Raw genomic sequence first — 19,781 nt, 5'->3', positions numbered from 1 at the left:
GACTGCAGTGGGCAGTGGGCGATGAGTCCCCTGAGACCCTGGTGAAAACAGGAGAGCTCAGGACAGCGCGGGCGCTGGTGAATAAAAGGATGTCGGAGCGTTACTCCATGCTTTCGTTCCAAAGCGCTATGGCCGCTTTGCAGGTATCGCCTCGCTTAAACACCCTGTCAAAAAGGGGTTTCGCAATGATGGTAGCACCAGCGGTGGCAAACGCGGCCCCGCCGCTGATCGCCGACTTGGTGATGTCCAGGCCGAGTTTCGGTTTTGCGAGGGTTCCGCTGACGGCGACAAAAGGGTTGATAACGCTTGCGGCACTGATCCCCAGGCCCTCTCGCGCCCGGTTATTAAAGTCAATGCTCAGTTTTTCATTGCTGAGGTTTATCTGTCCATAGGCGGTGAGTTCAACTTCTTTGCTGCGGAAAACGAAACCCGGGTCAAGGTTCAGGATGCCCTTTTTGGCCCGCGCAGCCAGCACCGCGCACTCCACTGCCATATCGGTGCTTCCCTTAACGATCATGGGTAAAAGCGTCTGAAGCACCTGCGCGACGAAGGATTCTGTTGCGACGCTGAGTTTCATTTTTTCCAGCCTCCCGGCTCCACCGACCATAAGGAGCTCGCCATCGAGAGATGCGGCTATTGATCGGAGATCGCGGCCTTCCCCGGTGAAGGAGCTACTAAGGTCATAGCGCGGCAGCGCATCGGAGAACGAGCCGGCGGCGACAATGCCAAGAGGAAAATCGCTCACCTTCAGATCACTGACAAGCCTTGTCGTCTCGCCGCGGTCGTCAATTTCCAGTCTTGAACTCAGCTCGCCACGACTCCCCTGGAGTTGGTTTATGTTAAACAAACCGCGGCCTTCTCCGCTCTGAAGCCGCAAAGAGGCGGCCTCTATGAGCGCTTTATCGCTGAACTCCGGATCTCTGAGTCCCAGGTTTCCTGTTTCCAGGATGAGGTCAATCTGGTAATCATGAAGCCAGGCCAGGGGCAGCTCAAGGTCAGGAATTCTCCGCCCGTCCCCGCTAACGGGCGCTGCAGGTTCCTCACCCGAAGCGTTTTCAGGGGGGATCCAGGCCTGAAGATCAGCGCTCGGTACCTCTAGCCTGGCTTCCAGCGCATTGTTCCCGGAATCCCAAATAGCGCTTCCGCGCACCCTCGACGCGCCGAGGCTGAATTCACGGGCATCCACGGTGAGGGTTTTTCCGAGGACGGTCGCATCGAGGTCGATTGCATAGCTCAACTGCTCCTCAGGAAGGAAGCTGAGCTTGCCAAGGCGGCCGACGTCGCTGCCTGCGCCCCGTACCGCGATGGTGATACCTTCATCTTCTTTCTCTGAGGGTACGACGATCTCCACACTGAGTTTAGGTGCGTCGTCATCCAGGAGTTGAGCATTGATCGTTGTCCCGGCCTTGGTGGGTCGGGTGATGGCGGTCAGTGTCAGGGGGTGGGGCGCCGGTTGGTAGCCCTCTACGGGCGGGAGTAGCGCGGAGAGGTCCTCGAGGCGGAGCGTTGATTCCAGAAGCGTATTTTCGTCGAGGGTAAAGTCACGACTGAGTTCGAGGCGGGCGCTCCCCCTAAGCCCCGGGCCCGCGAGATCCTCGAGAGCCAGAGAGAACAGTTCCGAGGAGAGTGTGGGGCGTAAGCTAAATGCATAGCTACCTTCGGGCAGATGATCCGGTGCGTAGCTACCAAGGAGCGTAGCAAGCTCCGCGAGCTTGCCCGAGACGAGGAGGTCGCTGGACAGCGCGCCATCTTCAAGGCGCAAGCCACCACTGATGCCCTGGAGTTCGAAGCCCCCAGCGGTTAGTGATGGGCTTTTCAGGACAAGCTTGTCGGGGCGCCCCGTGAGTGTCGCGTCCAGCTGCACGGGAACATCGCCGAGGGGGTCGAGTCCGAAGCGGGCTCCCAGCTCTGCCAGGGAGCCCGCATCTGCACGGAAGCGGATGTCGGCATCGTCAAAATCCGGGTAGCCGTTAAGACGTCCGCTTAACGCCAGCTCGGTCGTGTAGGCAGTGATGTTCGTGGAACGGATCGCGATGACTCCGTCGTCAGCGACGCCAAGCTCGCTTCTCAGGTCCAGGGGCGTAGGCGGGATTTCTATATCGGCGGCAGCAGCGAGTTCCTCCAGACGTGGACTGAAAAATGTCAGTTGCAGTTGACTACCGGCATAGCTGGGAAAGTTGTCGAGGAGTCCGGATAGTTGCAGCGTGTGCTCGCCCACCCTGAAGTCCCCATTCACCCGCTCGCCGCCCTCGCTGATGTCGTCAATGGCAAGGGCAATACTGTAAGGATGTTTGAGGTTTGGCTCTTGCTTAAGAAGCGTCTGATACAAGGAAAAATCGTTGCCGGCGGCGCTCAACTGCACAGATGCACCATTGGTGCCGGGAAAAGCAGGCATCAGCACATTGGCTTCCAGGTGATTGCTGCCCGCATCCATGATGCCGTCTCGAAATTCCACACGATCCCCCCGGCGGAGTAGTTGCCCCCTCAAGCTCACGGGAACCTCGCCAACGACATCCAGCCCGAAGTGCTGCGCCAGGCGGGGCAGGCTGTCAGCATCGAGGATGACATCAAGGGCCACACCATCAGCCGCAGCCGGATCATCGATGGTGCCCGTGGCCTGCGCCATGAGATGGGGCATTTCAGCGATGAGGCTGACCTCCAGCCCCGGCGTGACGTCGCGTACCTCCAAGCTTATTTTTGTGGGCGCCTGTGCTTCTAGGATGGGTGAGAGCTCAGCGACACGCGGTGGCATGGGGCCCGATAGAATCGCGGTCAGGCTGAGGTTTTGAAGCTCTGTCAGATCCGGCAGCTGATAGTTACCCTCAAGATTCAGATCTCCGAGGCTGCCCTTAACGTCTGCCGACATGTCGATGCCCGTGCGAAGACTCATAAGGTCGCTACTGTCCACGGCGAGTTGCCAGGGGTAGTCCTGGAGACTTCCCTGGCCTCTCAGGCGCAGACCCTCTTCCTCATGAGAATCCTGCGTGAGGGAATCCACCCTAAGGTTCAGGCTTTTCCCAGACTGCTCATTGCTTTGGCGGACCTGTACATTGCGGATCGTCATGTGCTCGAGGAGCACGGGAAGGAGACCGGATGGGGGCTCCTTCGTCGTCGTGTTTTTCTGGTCCCGGTCGAGCCCGGGGATATTGCTGCGACCATCGCGGTCGCGATGTAAGTGCAGATTCAGACCGTCGATGTGTAACTGATTGACCAAGATCTGTTCGTCAAACAGAGACCAGAAGTCGATTTCCGCTTTGAGAGCATTCACGGTCAGCATCGGGCCTTCACCGGCCCAGTCTGCGTCTGCCAGCGCTACCTCAGCCAGGGCGATATGCAGACCATCACTCAGCCGTAGTTGCGGCGCCTTTTTCAGGCTGATCTTTCGGTTGAGGAATTCGCTGGCCCGGGATTCGATGAAAGTGCTGGCAAAACCAAGGGACAGGCCGCTCCGCAGAGATAGGGCCAACGAAGCTGCCGCCGCAAGGAAAACAGCGAGCAGAATAAGAAGTACGGGTTTAAGCCGCATTTAGCGCGCGCGGGAAAGAAGCGCTGCCGCGGCCGCTGTCACGAAGGTCTCAAAGGCCAGCGCTCCCCAGGTGTAGACCGTGAGTACCTCCTCCGTGCGAAGGGCTCCGAGGGCGCGCGTGGCTGCCAGCAGTCCTATCCCGAGCACCAGGAGCAGGAGCACGCTGCGCTCCATGGATGATCGAAATGCGCCCAGGAGACAGAACACACCCACACCCGTTTGCAGGCCGCCGTACATGGCGGACATTTCGGCGTAGCCATCGCCGTTGGTAATCTGCAGACCTGCCAGCCGCGCAGGCAGGCTGGGGTCGAGAATGCAGGCGACACCGTAGGCTGCGAAAATGAAAGCGATAAGGATCAGGAAAGCGCGGGTCATTACAAATCCCTCGTGGTTATTGGTAGACGGAGTAAACGGCGTATGGCGTGCAAGGCATCAGGTCTTGCTCGCCGCAAGTCGCGCGCCCAGACGCTGGCTGACGACATAAAAAATCGCGCCGGAGACCACAATTCCCATGCATATCATGGCTTCAATGGGGCGTTGCAACACAATGTATAGCAGGGTCCAGCCCGTAATCAGCAGAAAGATAATCGGCGGAAGGGGGTAAAGCCAGGTGCGGAAGGGTCGCGGTAGATCAGGCTGTTTCCAGCGCAGCACAAACACCCCCAGCACGGTAAAGAACGTATTGAGCGCCATGGTGGCGCCAGAGAACACGAGTATGCGATCGAAAGAGGAGGACCACAGGAATGCCAGGGCCACGGTAGCCTGGACCAGCACGGCCGTGGCGGGTATGCCGTCTTTGTTCACTCTGCCCAGCACGGCAAACAGGGGGAAGTCCTCGCCGATGCGATGAAGCACCCGCGGACCCGCAAGAATCATTGCGCTTACGGTAGATACCAAAAGCAGGGCCAGAAGCACGCCCATGATGGTGGCCCCTGCGTCGCCGAAAGCATAGCTCGCGGCAACGTAACCCACTTCGACTTTACCGACCATGGCGTCCATGGGGGCCACGGCGAGGAACACGTAGTTCAGGAGCAGATAGGACAGACACACCAAGGAGGTGCTCGCGATGAGCACCAGGGGAAGCGAGCGCTGCGGGTGCTCCAGTTCGCCGGTGATGTAGGTGGCAGCATTCCAGCCGGAGTAAGCGTAGTTGACGTAGATCAGGGACACGGCAAAGGCGCCGGAAAACAACAATGCGCCGTCCCCTTCCGCAGGTAAAAAACGCGTTGCCTGTCCCGAGTCGTTAAACAGCAGGGCTAGGCCCGCGAAGCCAATAATCAGAAGAATCTTGAGAATCGTGAACAGGCTTTGGGTACTGCCGGAGCTTTTATGGCTGCGGCTGTGGGCCACGGCCAGCACAACGATAAGTCCCGTGGCGAGCCAAATGCCCGAAAGTTGTGGAAATACCGCAGACAGATAACTTCCGAAGGTCATGGCCGCCAGTGCCGTGGGCGCCGCGAAGCCCACCGTTGCAGAAACCCAGCCAGAGATGAACCCCGCGCTGGGATGATAAATTTCGCTGAGGAAGTTGTATTCCCCACCGGAGCGGGGCAGGGCAGCGCCGAGTTCCGCGTAGGACAGGGCGCCGCACAGAGCCGCCAACCCCCCCACGGCCCAAAGGGAGAGGAGCACCGGGGCGGACTGAATTTCCACCAACTGAAATCCGAGACTGGTGAAGACGCCGGTGCCAATCATGTTGGCAATGACGATGGCGGCAGCTACGGAGGGGCGAAAACGGGTCACGGGGCATTGTTCCGTGAAAGCAAAGATCGTGCAACGTGTTGTTGATTCAAAGCCATACAGCGATCAGTAGCGCGACCATAAACAGGCTCGTGAATTGTCGCGTATGTCCGAAGGCCTGAGCGGAGAACCACAGGGGCCAGATCTGCTTCGGATAGCGCTCCGGTCGCACTTCGGGTTTGGCCTGTTCCAAGGCCTTGAGCGCGCGCAGGAGCGCCGGCACACTCAGGAGCACGATGGCCAGAATCCAGTGCTCTTTCCCGCTGACGATAAGTGCCGCGCAGCCGAGATATTGAGAGATCAGCAGTAGCTGGGTGGCACGGCGGGCGTTTTTCTGACCGAGGAGTACGGGCAGGGTGCGCACGCCCTTGGCACGGTCCATTTCCATTTTGTCGATGTGCTTGCCAAACAATACGGTGGTGGGACCTATGCCGTACAACAGGCCCAGCCAGGCGGCGGCATGACTCCATTCTCCAGTGGTAACGTAGTAGCTACCGCCGACCATTAAGGGCCCCCAAACCAGGAGCACGGCGGGCTCTCCGAGACCGATGTACTTGAGAGGCCAGGTATAGAACAGTACAAAAAAGGCCCCGGCTGCCATCAGGGGCAGGGTGAGACCGCCGCGAACAGCAATTAGATAAGCACCTACAAGCAGGGCAGCACCGCCGGTGATAGCAACGTAAGCATAAAACTGCCTGCGGCTCATCAGGCCGTCTTCAAGCACGTGAATACCGTACTGATTGCGGTAGTAGTTGCCTGAATCAACGCCGCGAGCGGAGTCCGTGAGGTCATTAAGAAGGTTGTTCGTCGCGTGGGCCAGCATCAGTCCCAGCATGCAAAGAAGCCAGAGCCCCAAGTCCCCCGCACCCTCGCGCCAGGCCAATAGCCCACCGAGCGTTGCCGACATGAGGGTCATGAACAGTACCGAGGAGCGAACGGCAAGGAGCCAGCGCACGGGTAGGGCGAGGGTTTGCCACTGACCGGGATTCAAACGGGGCACGGTGGTCAGAGCCTGCCACCAGGTCGGTGTTTGGTTCATGGCCGGAGATTCCTTTTGTGAAACAGCTTTTGTAACAGCGATACATTGCTCACACTGTAGCCGGCAGTCGTGGGGTGAGACGGTGCTGGCTTGCTATTTGAGCCGTCGGGATTTTAGCAGCACCCTTGGGCTCGCGGGGCGGTTTTGCGCCAAGGGCAGGGGGTTTAGCGAAAGTACAAAATTAGACGGCGGTCGCTTGAAATTACCGTCGACCCCTATTAGACTCGCGCCTCCTCTATGGGGCCATAGCTCAGCTGGGAGAGCGCAACACTGGCAGTGTTGAGGTCGGCGGTTCGATCCCGCCTGGCTCCACCAATAAAATCAAGCACTTAGGGCGAAACTATTGAGCCCACGTCCCGCCAGATTTACCCCGTGTAACCACTATGTAACCAGGGGCTAGCCGGGTGTTAACCACCGAACTTTCCTACTTTGAAGCCACTACTCTCGCAGCGTCCACGCTCGCGCTACTGATCTCGTTTCTAGCGTTCAGGCGATCAGGCCCTGCTGCCGCATTGGCGAGGCAGCAATTACTCGATCTCGCTGAAGAGAAACTCGCTCGCTCCCGACCGGTGCTTTCTTGCGCTCTTTTGGGCGATGGGTCTGGTGCTTTCGTTGTCACCAATGACGGAGAGGTGGTGGCAGATAAGGTTGTCTTTGAAGTGCTGGAAGATGGTCCTGTAGCCCAGACGTGGCTCGATTCATTATCACCGATGACTCTGCGACCTGGACAAGTCGTGAGATTCCCGGTGTCAAAAGCGCTCGGGAATCCCAATCGCGTGTTTCGAGCGCGAGTTTCCTTCGTGAACGCGGACGGTATCGAGTTCAATGAGTTAGTGACGGAGTATTGGCAATAACTATGGCAGTTCCAAAGGTACCCCCTAAAGTATTCATTTCGTATTCCCATGACTCAGCTGATCACAAGCAATGGGTGTTGGATTTTGCGACTACCCTTCGCGGGCGTGGAATTGACGCGATCTTAGATCAATGGGATCTAGTTCCTGGTGCCGATGTTCCGCGGTTCATGGAGCAAAACCTACGCGAGAGCGATTTTGTCCTAATGGTTTGCACCCCCAGATACGTTGAGAAAGCGAATGCGGGCGAAGGCGGCGTCGGGTATGAGCGAATGATTGTGACCGCAGATTTGATGCGGAGTATCGACAACAAAAAGTTCATTCCGGTTATTTGCAAACACGGGGAAGGGAGCTCAACTCCCATTTTCTTGGCAAGTAAATTTTACGTTGACTTCAGCAATTCCGATGGCGTCGAGGCGAGCTTCGATGAACTTCTGAGGTCGCTCACGGGCACCGCGCTTTTTGAGAAACCTGAAATTGGGTCGCAGCCTCTTGCGCGCATGGGGGCGGGCCGGCCGGATCGAACTTCGGATGGATTGAAGGCATTGATGACTTCAGTCGCAGCCTCTTTTGCAAGCTATGGATATAGCGTGAAACTGTACTCAAGGCTCGTCGAAGAGTCGGGCATGCATCAATTGAAGTTTGATCATTACCTAGAACTCGCGATTGATCGCGATTTGGTTTTCCGGTCGGATAGCTCTTATATCGGCATCACAGATGAGGGTCGGAAGTATATTTTTGAGCATGGAATTGTCGATTTGTAATTCTTTACGGCTACTTGCTCTCTGAAGTGAAGGGCGCACTCATACCGTCTAACGGAGGGCGGACGCTGAGCGAGTGCGCAGCTCGGGTAAGCCAGGCAATTAGCACCCCGAGCGCTCAGAAAGTAGCCCCGGTGCCGCCAGGCAGAGATCTGGCGGGGGCGGGGGCTTGCAAGCGAAGTTTCGCGGCTTCACCTGCGCCCTGTGGTTGGTGCCAAACGGAAGCAAGATCCGGCCCATGCCCAACCACTCACGCTCATGGGACAGCGTTTATGCTGCTTCGGACAACTTCACAAATGACTCCGGGTGGCGGACGGCTATGTCGCAATCCATCATGGCCGTGATGATCACGTCGCCATATGCCGCTCGCGTGGTTTGATCCACCACCAGGTCGACACCTGACCACATGCCGATGACGAGATCGGACCAGTTCGCAAAGATCACATTCCCCGCGGGCACGTTGTTGGAGACCATCGCTCGATACCCGTTAAGGATGCCCTGGGCTTCTCCGTTGGATGTCCACACCATGCGGCCGGTATCGGTACCGATGTCGGTTCTTTTGAGCTGAGAGGCAATCACGCCGTTTGATACATAACCCAGATTCCCCATGTCGCTGTTGGCAGCCATGAGAGCGCCCTCCATCGCCACAATCTCGACAAATCCAGGCTCGCCGCCATTCGCGTACGTTTCGGATCCGATGTTTGCAGTGTTCAGGATTCCCCGAGGGCTATTGCCTGTACCGCTGCCGGCAAGTGCCGCCACATCAAGCGCTTGTGCGACTGCGTGGCTCAAGGTGTCTCGTACCACCAGCTCAGACGCTGGTTCGGCCTGAATCAGCATTTTGCGGCTGATGACGCACTGGGCCCCGACGGTTTTCGAGCGCATTGTGATTTTGTCAAAGGTCGGTGTGCTTTGGCTGACGGCATCGCTACCGTCGCCAGCTATCCACCCGGCCACAGAATCCGCGGTTTTGCGAGGGATCTGTATGTCGCTGGTGAGACCTTGCAAGATAGTGGCGCCCATAACGCCCGTCACCAACCGGCTTCTTAGGGCTTCAATGAACAGATCGGGGCGGTGAGACATTCCGATCAAATCGGTGCCTTCGGTAGCCTTATCCAGGGCCCGAAAAATCAGGGCCTCGGGAACCAGTGTCCCTCTTGCGTCGCGTTTTGCCCCGACGCTTTCGCCGTATGCGTCGAGTGCGTCTAGGTCACGGCTTGCCGCTCGGGCTACCTTGTTATCGATTTGTGCGGCGAGCGCACGGCATAAAGAAAATTCAGCAGGTTTCATAATTTTACTCTTTGATAAAAAGTTGGGGCGATGCCAGTGGCCTTGATCTGTACCGGTAGTTTCAGAGCGAACGGTGCTTATTTCGCCGTCGCTGTTGGCGTCGTCTACCAGGTCACCGAGAGCATCGAGCTCTGTGTTTAAGCCCTCGATGTCGGAGACGGACCGGGCGGCCATCATTCGTTGCTCAAACGTTGCGAAAGCGGGAGCTGTTGATTCAACGGAATCTTCGCCATCTTCAGCTACCCAAAGCAGCATGTCGTAGTTGCGCAGCATCGTTCGTTGAGCGTCCATAAGACGAATGTCGTCGGGCTTATCGTCAATCAGTCCCAGGTCCATTGCGCGGCCAATCTTCGCGTTAATGTCTGCAGGAATTGCAACGAGTGAGCATTCAAACGGCATCCAACGGGTAACCGTAGACGTGGGGTCGTCGCGGTCTTCAGAAAAGCTCCGCTCGACAATTTCAGCGCCGATGCTGACACCTTTGAGAATTCCGGCTTTCACATCACGCCAGATCTCTTGCCCTCGCGCTGACTTTGAAAATCTCAGTCGGGCGCGAAGCGCACCACCGTGAACACTCACGTTTTCCGCGATGCCAATCTGGTCGTCTTGCTTGTGAGCCCATAGCAGTGGGAATCCACCGCCATTTTCTGCTCTGGACAGATCGACAGCTTCAGCGGTGTGTTGGAGTACTTCGCGGTAATGCCTGCGTTGCACTGGTGTCTCCGTGCTTAAAATCGCGTGCACGGTTTGCTGGTCATCGGAAGCGCGTTGGATACGGTCAGTTTCAAATTCCGCATAGCGGTAGATGATTTTCGTGTCGGTATCGTCGGCGCGGGGTTCGAATTGCGCATAGCGTTTTAAAAAACGCTCACGCCAGTTTTTAAACTCGGGGGTCATAAAGTGCCCTCATGGGGTTTCGACGAAGATCGCATGCGCAAACGTCGAAACGGGTTATAGAACTCGCTCCTAACGTCCGTCACATGCCTGCCGAATCAGGGCACTTAGCGGGTTGATGTTATCTAGCCGCGGCTGTGGGTAGGACCGCGCCGGGAATTAGCCAGCGCTTAGGAGTAATCTAGCACTGCGCACTTTTCCCACGCAACACCTAACATCGATATTTGTTGGCTTATTCAGTGGATGGGTGGTTGCAGCAAATCCACCCGGGTTTGCTCTAGGTTCCGCCGGTGTTTTTCTACAACCTCGGGGCGCATGAGGTAAGAAATTTTCAGCGCTCGTTTGTTCAGGGTTTCGCGCTGCTCATCACTAACGGCAATTTGCTTGGGAGGCACGATGCCTTCGCGCTGACAGATTCGCGCAATGGCTTCAGGTTTTAGCCAAAGCACGTCTGTGGCCTCCTGGATCCGCTCACGGACGGTCTCCACCACCAATTTCACGGTCTGTCGGTCGACCGGGGATAGGCTGCGATTTGTCTCCGCTGATTCCGCCAGGTTTGTCAGGTGCAGATACGCGAGGTAAAAGTCGATTTCGTCGTGCAGTTGAATCCCGAAAATGTCATCCGTCATTATCTTCTCCCGTCATTTTCCATTCAGTGATGGCCTCGAGGATGCGGTCTCGACTGGTGAGATCCGCATGCAATGAAGCGTTCTGTGTTTCGATCTGCGCGGACACCTTGTCTACCTTTGGGCCAGGTACACCCTCGCCTCTAAGGACGTAGGGGATCTGATCTAAAAACTGTCGAAAATCTGTCGCCACTCCACTCAGCAAAATTTCCATAAATCGCAAGGGAATCAGATTGTTTCGCCGGACCTCGTTTTTCATCTCGATTGCGTCAGCCTCGGCCTTTATCTTTCGCGCTCGATCGATCTCAAACCGGTGCCGTGCCTCGGACACTTCAGCTTTGTCCGGCGCATCAGAGGTAACGCGCCGTGACGCCAACTCTAGAGCCTTGAGCCTGAGCTCCCGGGGGCAGTAGTAGTTCTGTCTCCCGATCTTTGCCGCCGGCTTAACGCCACAGTTAAAAAACCGTGATTTCGTGACATCAAGAAACGCGGCAGCCTGGGTGCTGGTCACGAACTCGTCTGGGGGGGACTTAGCCATGTTTATTACTGTTAACGCTTCGTTGGGCCGTGTCGAAAATAGTGAGAACTCGCCGGTCCCGCCAACCGTATATGCAGGGGGGCAGCAAGCACCTACAAAGGGGGGCTGGGTGCGCGCAGCTCACAGTGCGAGAAGTCCTTGCCGGTATTCATGAATCAAAAACAGCCGCCGTTGTGCCTCTGTAATTCTAGGCTGAGGACGACAAAGTTCCTTGGCAGTGAACTTATAGCTAGTCCATGTCAGGTGGTCTGCTGCTACTTGAGCATCGTCAATCACTTCTGACTCTGGCAGCTCAGGCAGAGCCGTATCCCATAACCGGCCAGCACCCACGTCACCAGCTGACAAAGCAGTCGTGTCACCATGAATCGCCACCAGTTCTCTAGACACTTTCCAGCTGTTTTTCGTGATGCTGTTCGTAGTCTACAGGTGACAGCAGGCTGTTCGAGCCATGCCGGCGTCTGACGTTGTAGAACATCTCGATATAGTCAAAGATATCGGCCCGGGCATCCTGCCGGGTCGGATATATCTTGCGCTTCACGCGCTCGCGTTTCAGTAGCTGGAAGAAGCTTTCAGCGACTGCGTTGTCATGGCAGTTGCCGCGTCTGCTCATACTGCCCTCAAGGCCGTTTGCGCGTAGAAACGCGCTCCAGTCATAGCTTGTGTATTGACTGCCCTGGTCCGAATGAACAAGTACCTTGCTCACCGGCTTGCGACGCCACACCGACATCAACAAGGCATCTAGAACCAGATCGCTCGTGATCCGTGATTGCATCGACCAGCCAATCACCCGGCGCGAGAATAAGTCGATGACCACGGCCAGGTACAACCAGCCTTCGTGGGTCCGAATATGGGTGATGTCGGTCGCCCATCGCTCGTTCGGCGCAGCCGGATTAAACTGTCTCTGCAGTACGTTAGGCGTCACATCATGCGCTTTGCCAACCTTATGCCGTGGCTTGCGATATCCAACCTGCGCCCTGATTCCAGCGTCTTTCATGAGACGGTGGACACGGTTGGGGCCGCAACACTCGCCTATTTCATGCAAATCACGATGGATCTTCCGATAGCCATACACAGCACCGGACTCGAGCCAGAACTGCTTGATCAGGCCAGAGAGCCGCTTGTCCTCACAACCGCGAGCCGATAGCGGCTGTCGACGCCACGCATAGAAACCGCTGGGGTGAACGTTAAGCAAAGAACACAGATGCCGCACCGGCAACTGGTGGCGATGGGATTGAATAAAAGCGTACCTCACTCGGATTGGCTCGCGAAGTACGCCGCGGCTTTTTTTAGAATGTCACGCTCCTCCGTGACACGCTTAAGCTCTTTTTGTAGCCGACGAATCTCGGCCTGATCATCAGCCTCCACTCGATGTTGCTCAGCAGCCGGCCCGTACTTCTTCACCCAGGCATACAGACTGTGCGTCGTCACGCCCAGCCGACTGGCCACGTCCGCCACGCTGTAGCCGCGATCCGTGATCTGGCGAACGGCTTCTCTCTTGAATTCTTCGGGGTAACGCTTGTTGCTCATAAACACCTCTCTGATAGCCATTTTGTATGGCTGAAAGGTGTCTAGCAAACTGGTGGCGATTCACCACCAGGGGTATATGTCCAGACGATTGGATCGGGCACTGTGTGCAAGGGGAATTCAGCGCATGCGTGCGCACCCATGGACACCAGCGATGCACCGATTGATAAGACTTCTCGACGCTCGATCTGAATCACTTCGATTAGTCCAGATTCGGTAAAGCTCTTCACGCTTCGATAAACCAAGTCGCCCACGTTCATCGCACTACCTCATTGTCCAGACCTATGAAGTGACCATGAGCCTTTTGTTGCTCCGACAGCTTGTCTAGGTATTCGCGATAACTCTCAACGAGCTGTGACTTCTGCATACGCTTGAAGCCTGCCCACTTTGGGTAAAATCCAGAGCCCTCGTTGATGTAGAAGTTATCCAGCTTCTGAGCCATTTGGACTGTGAGGCCAACAGTAGCGACTGTGTGAGTCTCAGGGTCGAAAGCAAGAACGCTTCCTAAATGCTCAGTAATCAATCGGTCTCTGCCGTCCTGTGTCTTACCGAAGCCCGTTACCAGAGCTGCAGATATGTTGCGGTGCGTTACTGGAATCATGATTGCTCTCCTGGTTGTTCAATGTTCCTCATGGCCTGATTGCTGTAAGGGGATCTAAAGATTGAAATCAAAAGACAAAGAGTTAAGACCCTTGGTAGATCTAAAGAGGTGCTAAGTCTGTGCAACACAAAACGTCGAAAAAGAGTCTCTACAGTTGCGCTGAGCAAACGCGGTGGTGCTGAAAACCTCAGAATTAGTGCGTTCGCGTTTGCTGTGCGCAACACGTAGTTGCGTATATGCAACATAGGAAATTGAATTAGGTGAGTTTTTTTACTTTCTGCTCGTGCGCTCCTGCATCCAAGTTGGGCGCGCCCTTCCAGTCGCCAGTAGGTAGCCAGGTGAAGCGATATAAGAGTGGATCTCGCTTCGCTCTCGGGTAGCGTGTGACTTCGATCCACTTGTAGGTTTCCAGCTCTTTGCGAAGCCGGCAGCACTGAAAGCGGGAGTATCCAAACTTCTTCATCACGCCTTCGGAGGCGGCTATGTTGCCGTTGTTCTCGCCGTACGGCTTTAGCTGCCGTGTCATGTCCCACAGGAACGCCCTGGCTGAAGTACTTAACGCGAGGTAGTCGGGGTGGTCCAATATCGTGTGCAGCACCTTTGTGAACGTGCCACCACCGGCCTTCCTGCCGTTGCTGTGCATGCCCTTGCTGTTGGGTTTTTGTCTCATAGGGCATCTCGATATGCCCCGCAAATAGCTTTAGTTGCTATACTCATAGCTCTTATTCCTGGCTGGGGATTAGAGTGAAAAACGGTGTGTCGGAAACGATGCGCCGTTTTTTATGCGCTTGCTTTTACTTCGCTGCAGCGATCCTCTGCCCAGCGCAAAAGATCGTCTGGGGTGTAAAGGGCTCGACTGCCAAAGATTCGGTAGCGGGGACCACCACCGGTGCTTGCGATTTTCTGAAGAGTTCCTTTGCCGGTGGGGTAGCCGCAATCGGTGAGATAGTCGGCGGCTTCGGCTCGGGTTAAATATTGCTTGGTTTGTATTTCCATTGCTTCACCTCGGTATCAAGTAGGTGAAACGAACAGTAAGGCTTAGCGGGGATCCAGTGACGTAACTTAGGCTCTCGCTTTTTTGGCGTTAGATACGGCCTTTTCTATTGCACTTGTGCTAGGCGCATCCTCTCCCGGTGGGGAGATGTCCTGGATTACCGTGCACAAAAATCCTTTCATCTTTCTATCTTTGACGCCGTACTTGTCAAACAGCACGATAAGTCTGTGGCAGAGCGATTCCAATTCGACGTTCTTGTCGAGCCGTGCCTCCATAGAATCAATGTCTCTCAATGCGGTTTTACACACCTGAATGCGCGCAAGCGCTCCCTGCATGTCTTTGGAGTCTTCAGGTACACCGCATTCTCTCATTGTCTCGCGATACGCTCTGGAGGCGTCGATCATACGGATATGTGGCGCTTTTAACCCTTCCCGCGTCTGCGGCAGCTTCAATAGCTCAGTACGATCATCACGGTATCGCATGGACGCAACTGCAACGCGGTGAACAAAGAGTGCGTCATCGCAAAGCATGCGCGCTTGGGTGAGCACTCGTTGCGGTGCATTCACTTGCGGGCCTTTTTGATATCGACCACCTCTGCCGTCGGCGAGATCGCGGCGGCAATCCCTGCCGTGTATTTCTCTACCATGGCAGCGCGGGCATCCCGGGCGATGTGAATGTATCGCTGTGTGGTTGAAAGTTGGCTATGTCCCAACGCGGCCATGATCTGCGCAGCTTCTGCCCCCTGCACCGCCATGATGGTGCCCAGGCTGTGTCTCAGGCTGTGATTCGTTATGCCATCAGGGAGACCGGCCTCTTTGCGGATCTGGATCCACATCTTCGAAGGCAGTGATATACCGCCACCACCGCGAGTTGCAGGGAACACAAAGTCATCTTCTCCGTGCCTGGTTAACGATTCAATGACTGCCCGCGCCGGAGAGGGCAGCGGGATTACCTTTGGCTTTCCCGTGATGTGGCCGCTCTTGTGGCTCTTGGGCGGCACTGTGAGCGTCCCGGCGTCAATGTTGACCCACGACCAGCGAGCTTCGGTTATCTCGCTCTTGCGAGCTCCTGTAAAGGCTAGAACGCGGATCGCGTTTGCTGCAGCGTCGGGGATCGGGGTCACCTCACCGGGATCATCCGGATCAATGTTACTCACCTGCATCCGGTCGAGAGCATCGAAAAGGCTTTTGTACTGTTCGGGAGTCTCTAAAATGGCTTCCCGGACGCCGCTCTGCCCGACGTTTACGCCCTTGCATGGGTTCTCGGTCGCCAGTCCCTCTTCAATGGCCCAGGTGAATATTGCAGACAGTAGTTTTACGGATGAGCGAGCAACGGACTCGCCGCCGGTCACTCTGGCCTTGCCTCGCTTTTTGCTGGTTTTTTCGACTGTGGCCGTCTTGCCATCGCGTATGTCGCTAAACAGGCGCCGGACCTTATCGCGGGATAGCTGTTCAACTTTGACGGGGCCCAGGAGGGGGCGCAGGTGGCGCTTAATCCTGCTCTTGTCCATGTACTGGGTGCTTTCTGCCTTGCCCGCAAACTTTGCCGATTCGAGATAAGCGTCGAGCAACTGGTCTATGTTTAAAGCGTTGCGGGTGCTCTGCTTTTCTCCCAATGGATCCGCACCGCGTCCGATGTCTGTCAGCAGATCGTCCGCGTCGTCGCGGGCTTGAGTGATGGTGTAGGTGTCGGTGATTCTCCCTACTTTGTAGCGTCGGCGCTGGCCGTACTTGTTTCGGTAGCCAAGTAGGGCGGTCGTGGTGCCGTTTGAATTGCGACGAACGCCAAAGCCATGGAGGTGGCCATCCCAGAGGTATGGATCTTTGGGGGTGGGCGTCCAAGCCGACAGCACACGCTTGGATAGTGCCGATTTGCTCTTTGCCATAACGCGAACTCCCGTAGTGTTTAGATCGAGAATCCACACCGTGTAACCACTATGTAACCAACTAAGTGAAACTCGGAGCCTGACCTCAACACCAAAGGTAAGCGTTTGAAACTATAAATACAATGGTTTTTACGCGATTAGTATGCGTATGTAACAACTGGAAAAGCCCTCTTTTTAGTTCTGGCAGTGTTGAGGTCGGCGGTTCGATCCCGCCTGGCTCCACCAATAAAATCAATAGCTTATAGCTTGATTCTGATCTGGTCTCGCTGTCTAAGTTCTTAATAGGTACCGGGATAGGTACTCAGCAGTTGTCTACCCTCGCGACGCGCTCGTGTCAGGTGGCTCACACAGCTGCGGTTCCACCAAGGAATGGTGGCCTGCGATCTAACTCGGAGCCCACAACATCGCGTGGCAGGTCAAAATATCGCCACCCCCTTTCCCCCGACATCGACTACGGACCTCGAACGCAATAGAGTCCTCCGCGTGCATCGGTGCACGATATGGGCTTTGGTCCTGAACCGTCGAATCCCTAAGCCCGTGAAACTGGGGCCGCATACGACTCGTGAGCAGCGATGGGCAGTTATGCGTGCCTTGTTCGGTGATAATGCCACCTGATTGTGGCAACTCTGGGCCTTGCCCTTTATGCGGCAAAGGCACCGGGCGGGATTAATGCACGATGCTTGGCATCCTTGGCGCTGTTTCTCACCCCGCACTCAGGAGCCAATGCTTCAGACATTAAAACCGATTGCCTGTCGGTTTTAATGTCTGTTAAGGTTTGGACCGTCGTATTTTGGAAGTTGTAGTGTGATTCTAGGAGATCTAGAGAAGCAGGTTCTTCAGTATCTGTGGAGCGTGCCGGAGGCTGATGCCAAACAGGCCCATTCAGCGTTGACAAAAAGTCGGGGCGGTACCCTGAACACCATTCAGAGCACCTTGGACAGGTTGTTCAAGAAAGCCCTGCTGTCTCGTGAGAAGCGCGGGCATGCCTATCAGTATCGTGCCAGACTCGGGAGGGATGAGTTGATGGCCCGACTGATTCAGGATGTCACCTGCGACTTTCTGGGAAAAGGTGAGCACAGTCTGATTGCTGCCTTTTCGTCCGTCTCTGTCAATTTGGACGACGAAAAACTGACCCAACTGGAAGAGCTGATCCAACTCCAGCGCCAGCTGCGCAGTCAGGAAAACTCTGATGCTGATTGATACGTCGGCAATTCTTCTGAATTTACTGAATATCGCGCTTATTGGCTTGTTTACGGCAACACTGTTGCTGTGTTCTTTGGCGCCGTTTGCGGCTCGCCGCGCCATTCAGTTGTCGGCCGGTGCACGACAGGGCGTTTTGTGGTCGTTCGTGGCCGCGCCATGGTTGGTAGGCATCCTTTGCGCATTACTTTTTTTTACCGTCCCTAGCCGGATCAGAAAGTGCGATCTGGCTGGGCCGCCTGGCGCACTGGCACCACCCTTATGTGTTCTATCTTGACAGTTGGCACAGTGCGGTTCTGTTGTTTTTTGTCCTGGGCATCGTTTACGTACTGGTCCGCAGTGGCCTGACGGCTGTTCGCCATACTAATGCGCTGCAGATTCTCACGCGGCTCTCGCACACCCAATCCGGGTACAGAGACATCGATCGGGAGGTCGTAGTGCTTGATTCTCAGGCACCGGCAGCCTTCAGTGCGGGGATCTTCCTTCCCAGATGCTATGTCACGACGGGGCTTATGGAGCAGGTTTCAGAAACGGAACTGGGGATCATCCTTGATCACGAGCGAGCGCATATCCGGCATAAAGATACACAGAAAAAACTGTTGTTCTCGCTTTTCGCGTCGCTTTACCCCAAACCGGTAGCGCGCGGTTTGAATCGGCTGTTCTCACTGGCAAGTGAACAACGGGCTGATGCTCAGGTTTGCACGTCCTACGGTAATTTCGATATCGCCCAGACCCTGGTCAAGGTCGCCAGACTACAGCGCTGTTTTGCCGGCAATTTGCACCCGGCTATGGTGAGTCACTTTGCCGCAGACGATATTGATTTACGCATCCGGGCCCTCGTATTCCCCGAAAGGTCCCAACTGCCGCCCTGGGGTTATTGTCTATTTTTTCTGGGAGTGATCACGCTGTTTTCCACGGTTGGCGTGGACGCCATGCATCACGTGGTTGAAGCGGCGTTCTCCCATTAATTTTTTGTGAAGTACAGGCTCTAGCGATGATGTTGCACGATACGGGCATGGGAAAAAAGCCGATCACTGGTCGGTTTTTAAGATGGTTTCTGGTGCGGGCTTCTATTCCAGTGCTGATCTCTGGAGCAGGCCTCGTGCCCCTGCCTGCTGGTGCCCAAAGCGTATCCCAACGGCCATTGTTAACCCTTGATGAGGCGGTTCAACGGACGCTCGCGCAACATCCGGAGCTGGATGTTTTTGTAGGTAAACGCGAGGCATCCCGTGGTGTGGTCGATCAGGCAGGCGTAGGTCAGCGGCCTGACATTGATCTCATGGTTGAAGATTTCGCTGGCACTGGCGATTACGACGCGGTCGCCCGCACCCAATCCACATTGTCTATCAGCTGGATAACGCAAGGTGCGCGCATCGAGAGTCGCGTTCAAGCTGCCCGCGTTGCTGCAAGTCAGGTCGAGGTCGAGAAAGAAATTAAAGCGCTCGATCTGACCGCGCAGACATCCCGGCTGTTTATTCAGGCGTTGGTCGAAGAACAGCGCCTGGCGCTGTCACACACGGCCGTGCAACAAGCCAGAGACACTGTCGCCGCTATAAAGATGCGAGTTGCCATCGGCAAGAGCCCCGAGTTTGAGCATCTGCAGGCTGAGGTGGAGCTGGCGCAACGGGAACTTGAGGCTGAAGATCTGAAACACAGGCTCACCTCAACGCGTTACCGGTTGAGGGCGCAATGGGGTGAGCAGGGCAGTGATTTCCGGCTAGCAGGCGCACTAGAAAAGGTTCCGAAGCTTGATAGTGCAGAGCAGCAATTTGATCAGCTGAAAGAAAATCCCGCGCTGGCGCTACTGGCCACGCAGCAGCGTATCGCCGAGTCGAAAATAGAACTGGCGCGAATCGAAGCGCGGCCGCAGTGGCAATTTTCACTGGGAGTCCGCCGTATTGACACAACCGACGATGTCGGGCTGGTAGCCGGCCTTTCGGTGCCCCTCGGGAGGGATCGCAAAAGTGCTGGAAATGTGAGAAGCCTTCAGGGCGAACAGGCTGCGTATGCGAGCGAGTTTGAGGCATTTCAGCGCCAACTGACCACGCAGCTATATGTGCTACTCCAGGAAATCAGCCACGGCCAACATGTTATACGGACGCTGCAGGAGCAGATACTCCCTGTGCTGCAAAAGGCGGAGGCGCACGCCGGGCGAGTCTACGAGAGCGGCAAGCTGGGCTATCAGCAGTGGACCGCCATTCTGCATAAGCGATTAGTGGCACAACAGGAACTGTTGAGCGCCCTTGAAGCCATTCACCTGCAGCATATCGAACTTCAACGCCTCACCGGCTCGACACTGAATTTTTGAGGAT

The 19,781-nt window shown here is 55.9% G+C and carries 19 protein-coding genes and 1 tRNA gene; 7 read left to right on the top strand and 13 right to left on the bottom strand.

Going from position 1 to position 19,781, the window contains the following annotated elements:
- Window positions 1-100: 100 nt before the first annotated feature.
- From KT71_RS12015 to KT71_RS12000, 4 genes are read right to left on the bottom strand one after another with little or no spacing between them, the layout of a single operon-like run.
- Complete coding sequence (locus tag KT71_RS12015; protein WP_008295118.1) at window positions 101-3,526, bottom strand: AsmA family protein; 3,426 nt, start codon at window positions 3,524-3,526, stop codon at window positions 101-103.
- Window positions 3,527-3,901, bottom strand: a complete 375-nt coding sequence (locus KT71_RS12010; protein WP_008295119.1) for a DUF4345 family protein — start codon at window positions 3,899-3,901, stop codon at window positions 3,527-3,529. It lies immediately after the preceding gene.
- Between the two features lie 57 nt (window positions 3,902-3,958).
- Complete coding sequence (locus tag KT71_RS12005; RefSeq protein ID WP_008295120.1) at window positions 3,959-5,269, bottom strand: APC family permease; 1,311 nt, start codon at window positions 5,267-5,269, stop codon at window positions 3,959-3,961.
- A gap of 46 nt (window positions 5,270-5,315) precedes the next feature.
- Complete coding sequence (locus tag KT71_RS12000; protein ID WP_008295121.1) at window positions 5,316-6,305, bottom strand: prenyltransferase; 990 nt, start codon at window positions 6,303-6,305, stop codon at window positions 5,316-5,318.
- A 239-nt stretch (window positions 6,306-6,544) separates the two neighbouring features.
- On the opposite strand from KT71_RS12000, the gene KT71_RS11995 reads away from it, so the two are divergent.
- The 3 genes from KT71_RS11995 (at window position 6,545) to KT71_RS11985 (ending at window position 7,920) form a co-directional block, all read left to right on the top strand.
- Window positions 6,545-6,620 (top strand) — tRNA-Ala (locus KT71_RS11995).
- A gap of 89 nt (window positions 6,621-6,709) precedes the next feature.
- Window positions 6,710-7,159, top strand: a complete 450-nt coding sequence (locus KT71_RS11990) for a hypothetical protein (protein ID WP_008295122.1) — start codon at window positions 6,710-6,712, stop codon at window positions 7,157-7,159.
- 2 nt (window positions 7,160-7,161) lie between these two features.
- On the top strand, window positions 7,162-7,920 hold the full coding sequence (locus KT71_RS11985; RefSeq protein WP_008295123.1) for a toll/interleukin-1 receptor domain-containing protein: 759 nt from the start codon (window positions 7,162-7,164) through the stop codon (window positions 7,918-7,920).
- 267 nt (window positions 7,921-8,187) lie between these two features.
- On the opposite strand, the gene KT71_RS11980 is transcribed toward KT71_RS11985, so the two are convergent.
- The 9 genes from KT71_RS11980 to KT71_RS11935 all read right to left on the bottom strand — a co-directional run bounded on the left by KT71_RS11980 (window position 8,188) and on the right by KT71_RS11935 (window position 16,269).
- The gene (locus KT71_RS11980; RefSeq protein ID WP_008295124.1) at window positions 8,188-10,104 is read right to left on the bottom strand and encodes a phage major capsid protein; all 1,917 of its coding nucleotides are present in this window, start codon (window positions 10,102-10,104) and stop codon (window positions 8,188-8,190) included.
- Window positions 10,105-10,337: 233 nt separating this feature from the next.
- Window positions 10,338-10,730, bottom strand: a complete 393-nt coding sequence (locus KT71_RS11975; protein ID WP_008295125.1) for a hypothetical protein — start codon at window positions 10,728-10,730, stop codon at window positions 10,338-10,340.
- Window positions 10,720-11,265 carry a terminase small subunit gene (locus KT71_RS11970; RefSeq protein ID WP_008295126.1) on the bottom strand — a complete coding sequence of 182 codons (546 nt, stop codon included), beginning with the start codon at window positions 11,263-11,265 and terminating at the stop codon, window positions 10,720-10,722. Before KT71_RS11970 ends, KT71_RS11975 begins: the two co-directional genes overlap by 11 nt.
- Window positions 11,266-11,644: 379 nt before the next feature.
- A protein-coding gene (locus tag KT71_RS11965) for an IS3-like element ISGpr2 family transposase (protein ID WP_169729177.1) occupies window positions 11,645-12,792 on the bottom strand; the annotation gives its coding sequence in 2 pieces (ribosomal slippage) (window positions 11,645-12,555 and window positions 12,555-12,792; 1,149 coding nt in all).
- A 253-nt stretch (window positions 12,793-13,045) separates the two neighbouring features.
- Window positions 13,046-13,390 carry a hypothetical protein gene (locus KT71_RS11955; protein ID WP_008295127.1) on the bottom strand — a complete coding sequence of 115 codons (345 nt, stop codon included), beginning with the start codon at window positions 13,388-13,390 and terminating at the stop codon, window positions 13,046-13,048.
- A 256-nt stretch (window positions 13,391-13,646) separates the two neighbouring features.
- On the bottom strand, window positions 13,647-14,060 hold the full coding sequence (locus tag KT71_RS11950) for a hypothetical protein (protein WP_008295128.1): 414 nt from the start codon (window positions 14,058-14,060) through the stop codon (window positions 13,647-13,649).
- Window positions 14,061-14,170: 110 nt separating this feature from the next.
- Window positions 14,171-14,386: a MerR family transcriptional regulator gene (locus KT71_RS11945; protein ID WP_008295129.1), complete on the bottom strand. Its 216-nt coding sequence runs from the start codon at window positions 14,384-14,386 to the stop codon at window positions 14,171-14,173.
- Window positions 14,387-14,452: 66 nt separating this feature from the next.
- The gene (locus KT71_RS11940; RefSeq protein ID WP_023659701.1) at window positions 14,453-14,950 is read right to left on the bottom strand and encodes a hypothetical protein; all 498 of its coding nucleotides are present in this window, start codon (window positions 14,948-14,950) and stop codon (window positions 14,453-14,455) included.
- Window positions 14,947-16,269, bottom strand: coding sequence for a tyrosine-type recombinase/integrase (locus tag KT71_RS11935; protein WP_008295131.1), 1,323 nt, complete (start codon window positions 16,267-16,269; stop codon window positions 14,947-14,949). Before KT71_RS11935 ends, KT71_RS11940 begins: the two co-directional genes overlap by 4 nt.
- Before the next feature lie 804 nt (window positions 16,270-17,073).
- Here KT71_RS11935 and KT71_RS11930 point away from each other — a divergent pair.
- From KT71_RS11930 to KT71_RS11920, 4 genes are read left to right on the top strand one after another with little or no spacing between them, the layout of a single operon-like run.
- Window positions 17,074-17,469 (top strand): BlaI/MecI/CopY family transcriptional regulator, encoded by a 396-nt coding sequence (locus KT71_RS11930; protein ID WP_023659700.1) that lies wholly within the window; start codon window positions 17,074-17,076, stop codon window positions 17,467-17,469.
- The gene (locus KT71_RS20505; RefSeq protein ID WP_023659699.1) at window positions 17,459-17,746 is read left to right on the top strand and encodes a hypothetical protein; all 288 of its coding nucleotides are present in this window, start codon (window positions 17,459-17,461) and stop codon (window positions 17,744-17,746) included. Before KT71_RS11930 ends, KT71_RS20505 begins: the two co-directional genes overlap by 11 nt.
- Window positions 17,733-18,437 (top strand): M56 family metallopeptidase, encoded by a 705-nt coding sequence (locus tag KT71_RS11925; protein ID WP_008295137.1) that lies wholly within the window; start codon window positions 17,733-17,735, stop codon window positions 18,435-18,437. The genes KT71_RS20505 and KT71_RS11925 overlap by 14 nt, the downstream gene beginning before the upstream one ends.
- 26 nt (window positions 18,438-18,463) lie before the next feature.
- The gene (locus KT71_RS11920) at window positions 18,464-19,777 is read left to right on the top strand and encodes a TolC family protein (protein WP_008295136.1); all 1,314 of its coding nucleotides are present in this window, start codon (window positions 18,464-18,466) and stop codon (window positions 19,775-19,777) included.
- The last annotated feature ends 4 nt before the right edge of the window (window positions 19,778-19,781 follow it).

This window comes from Congregibacter litoralis KT71 (genome assembly GCF_000153125.2).
In the GTDB taxonomy this organism is placed as follows: domain Bacteria; phylum Pseudomonadota; class Gammaproteobacteria; order Pseudomonadales; family Halieaceae; genus Congregibacter; species Congregibacter litoralis.
The sequence above is the reverse complement of the archived record's forward strand: the minus strand, read 5'-3'. Positions and strand labels throughout refer to the sequence as shown.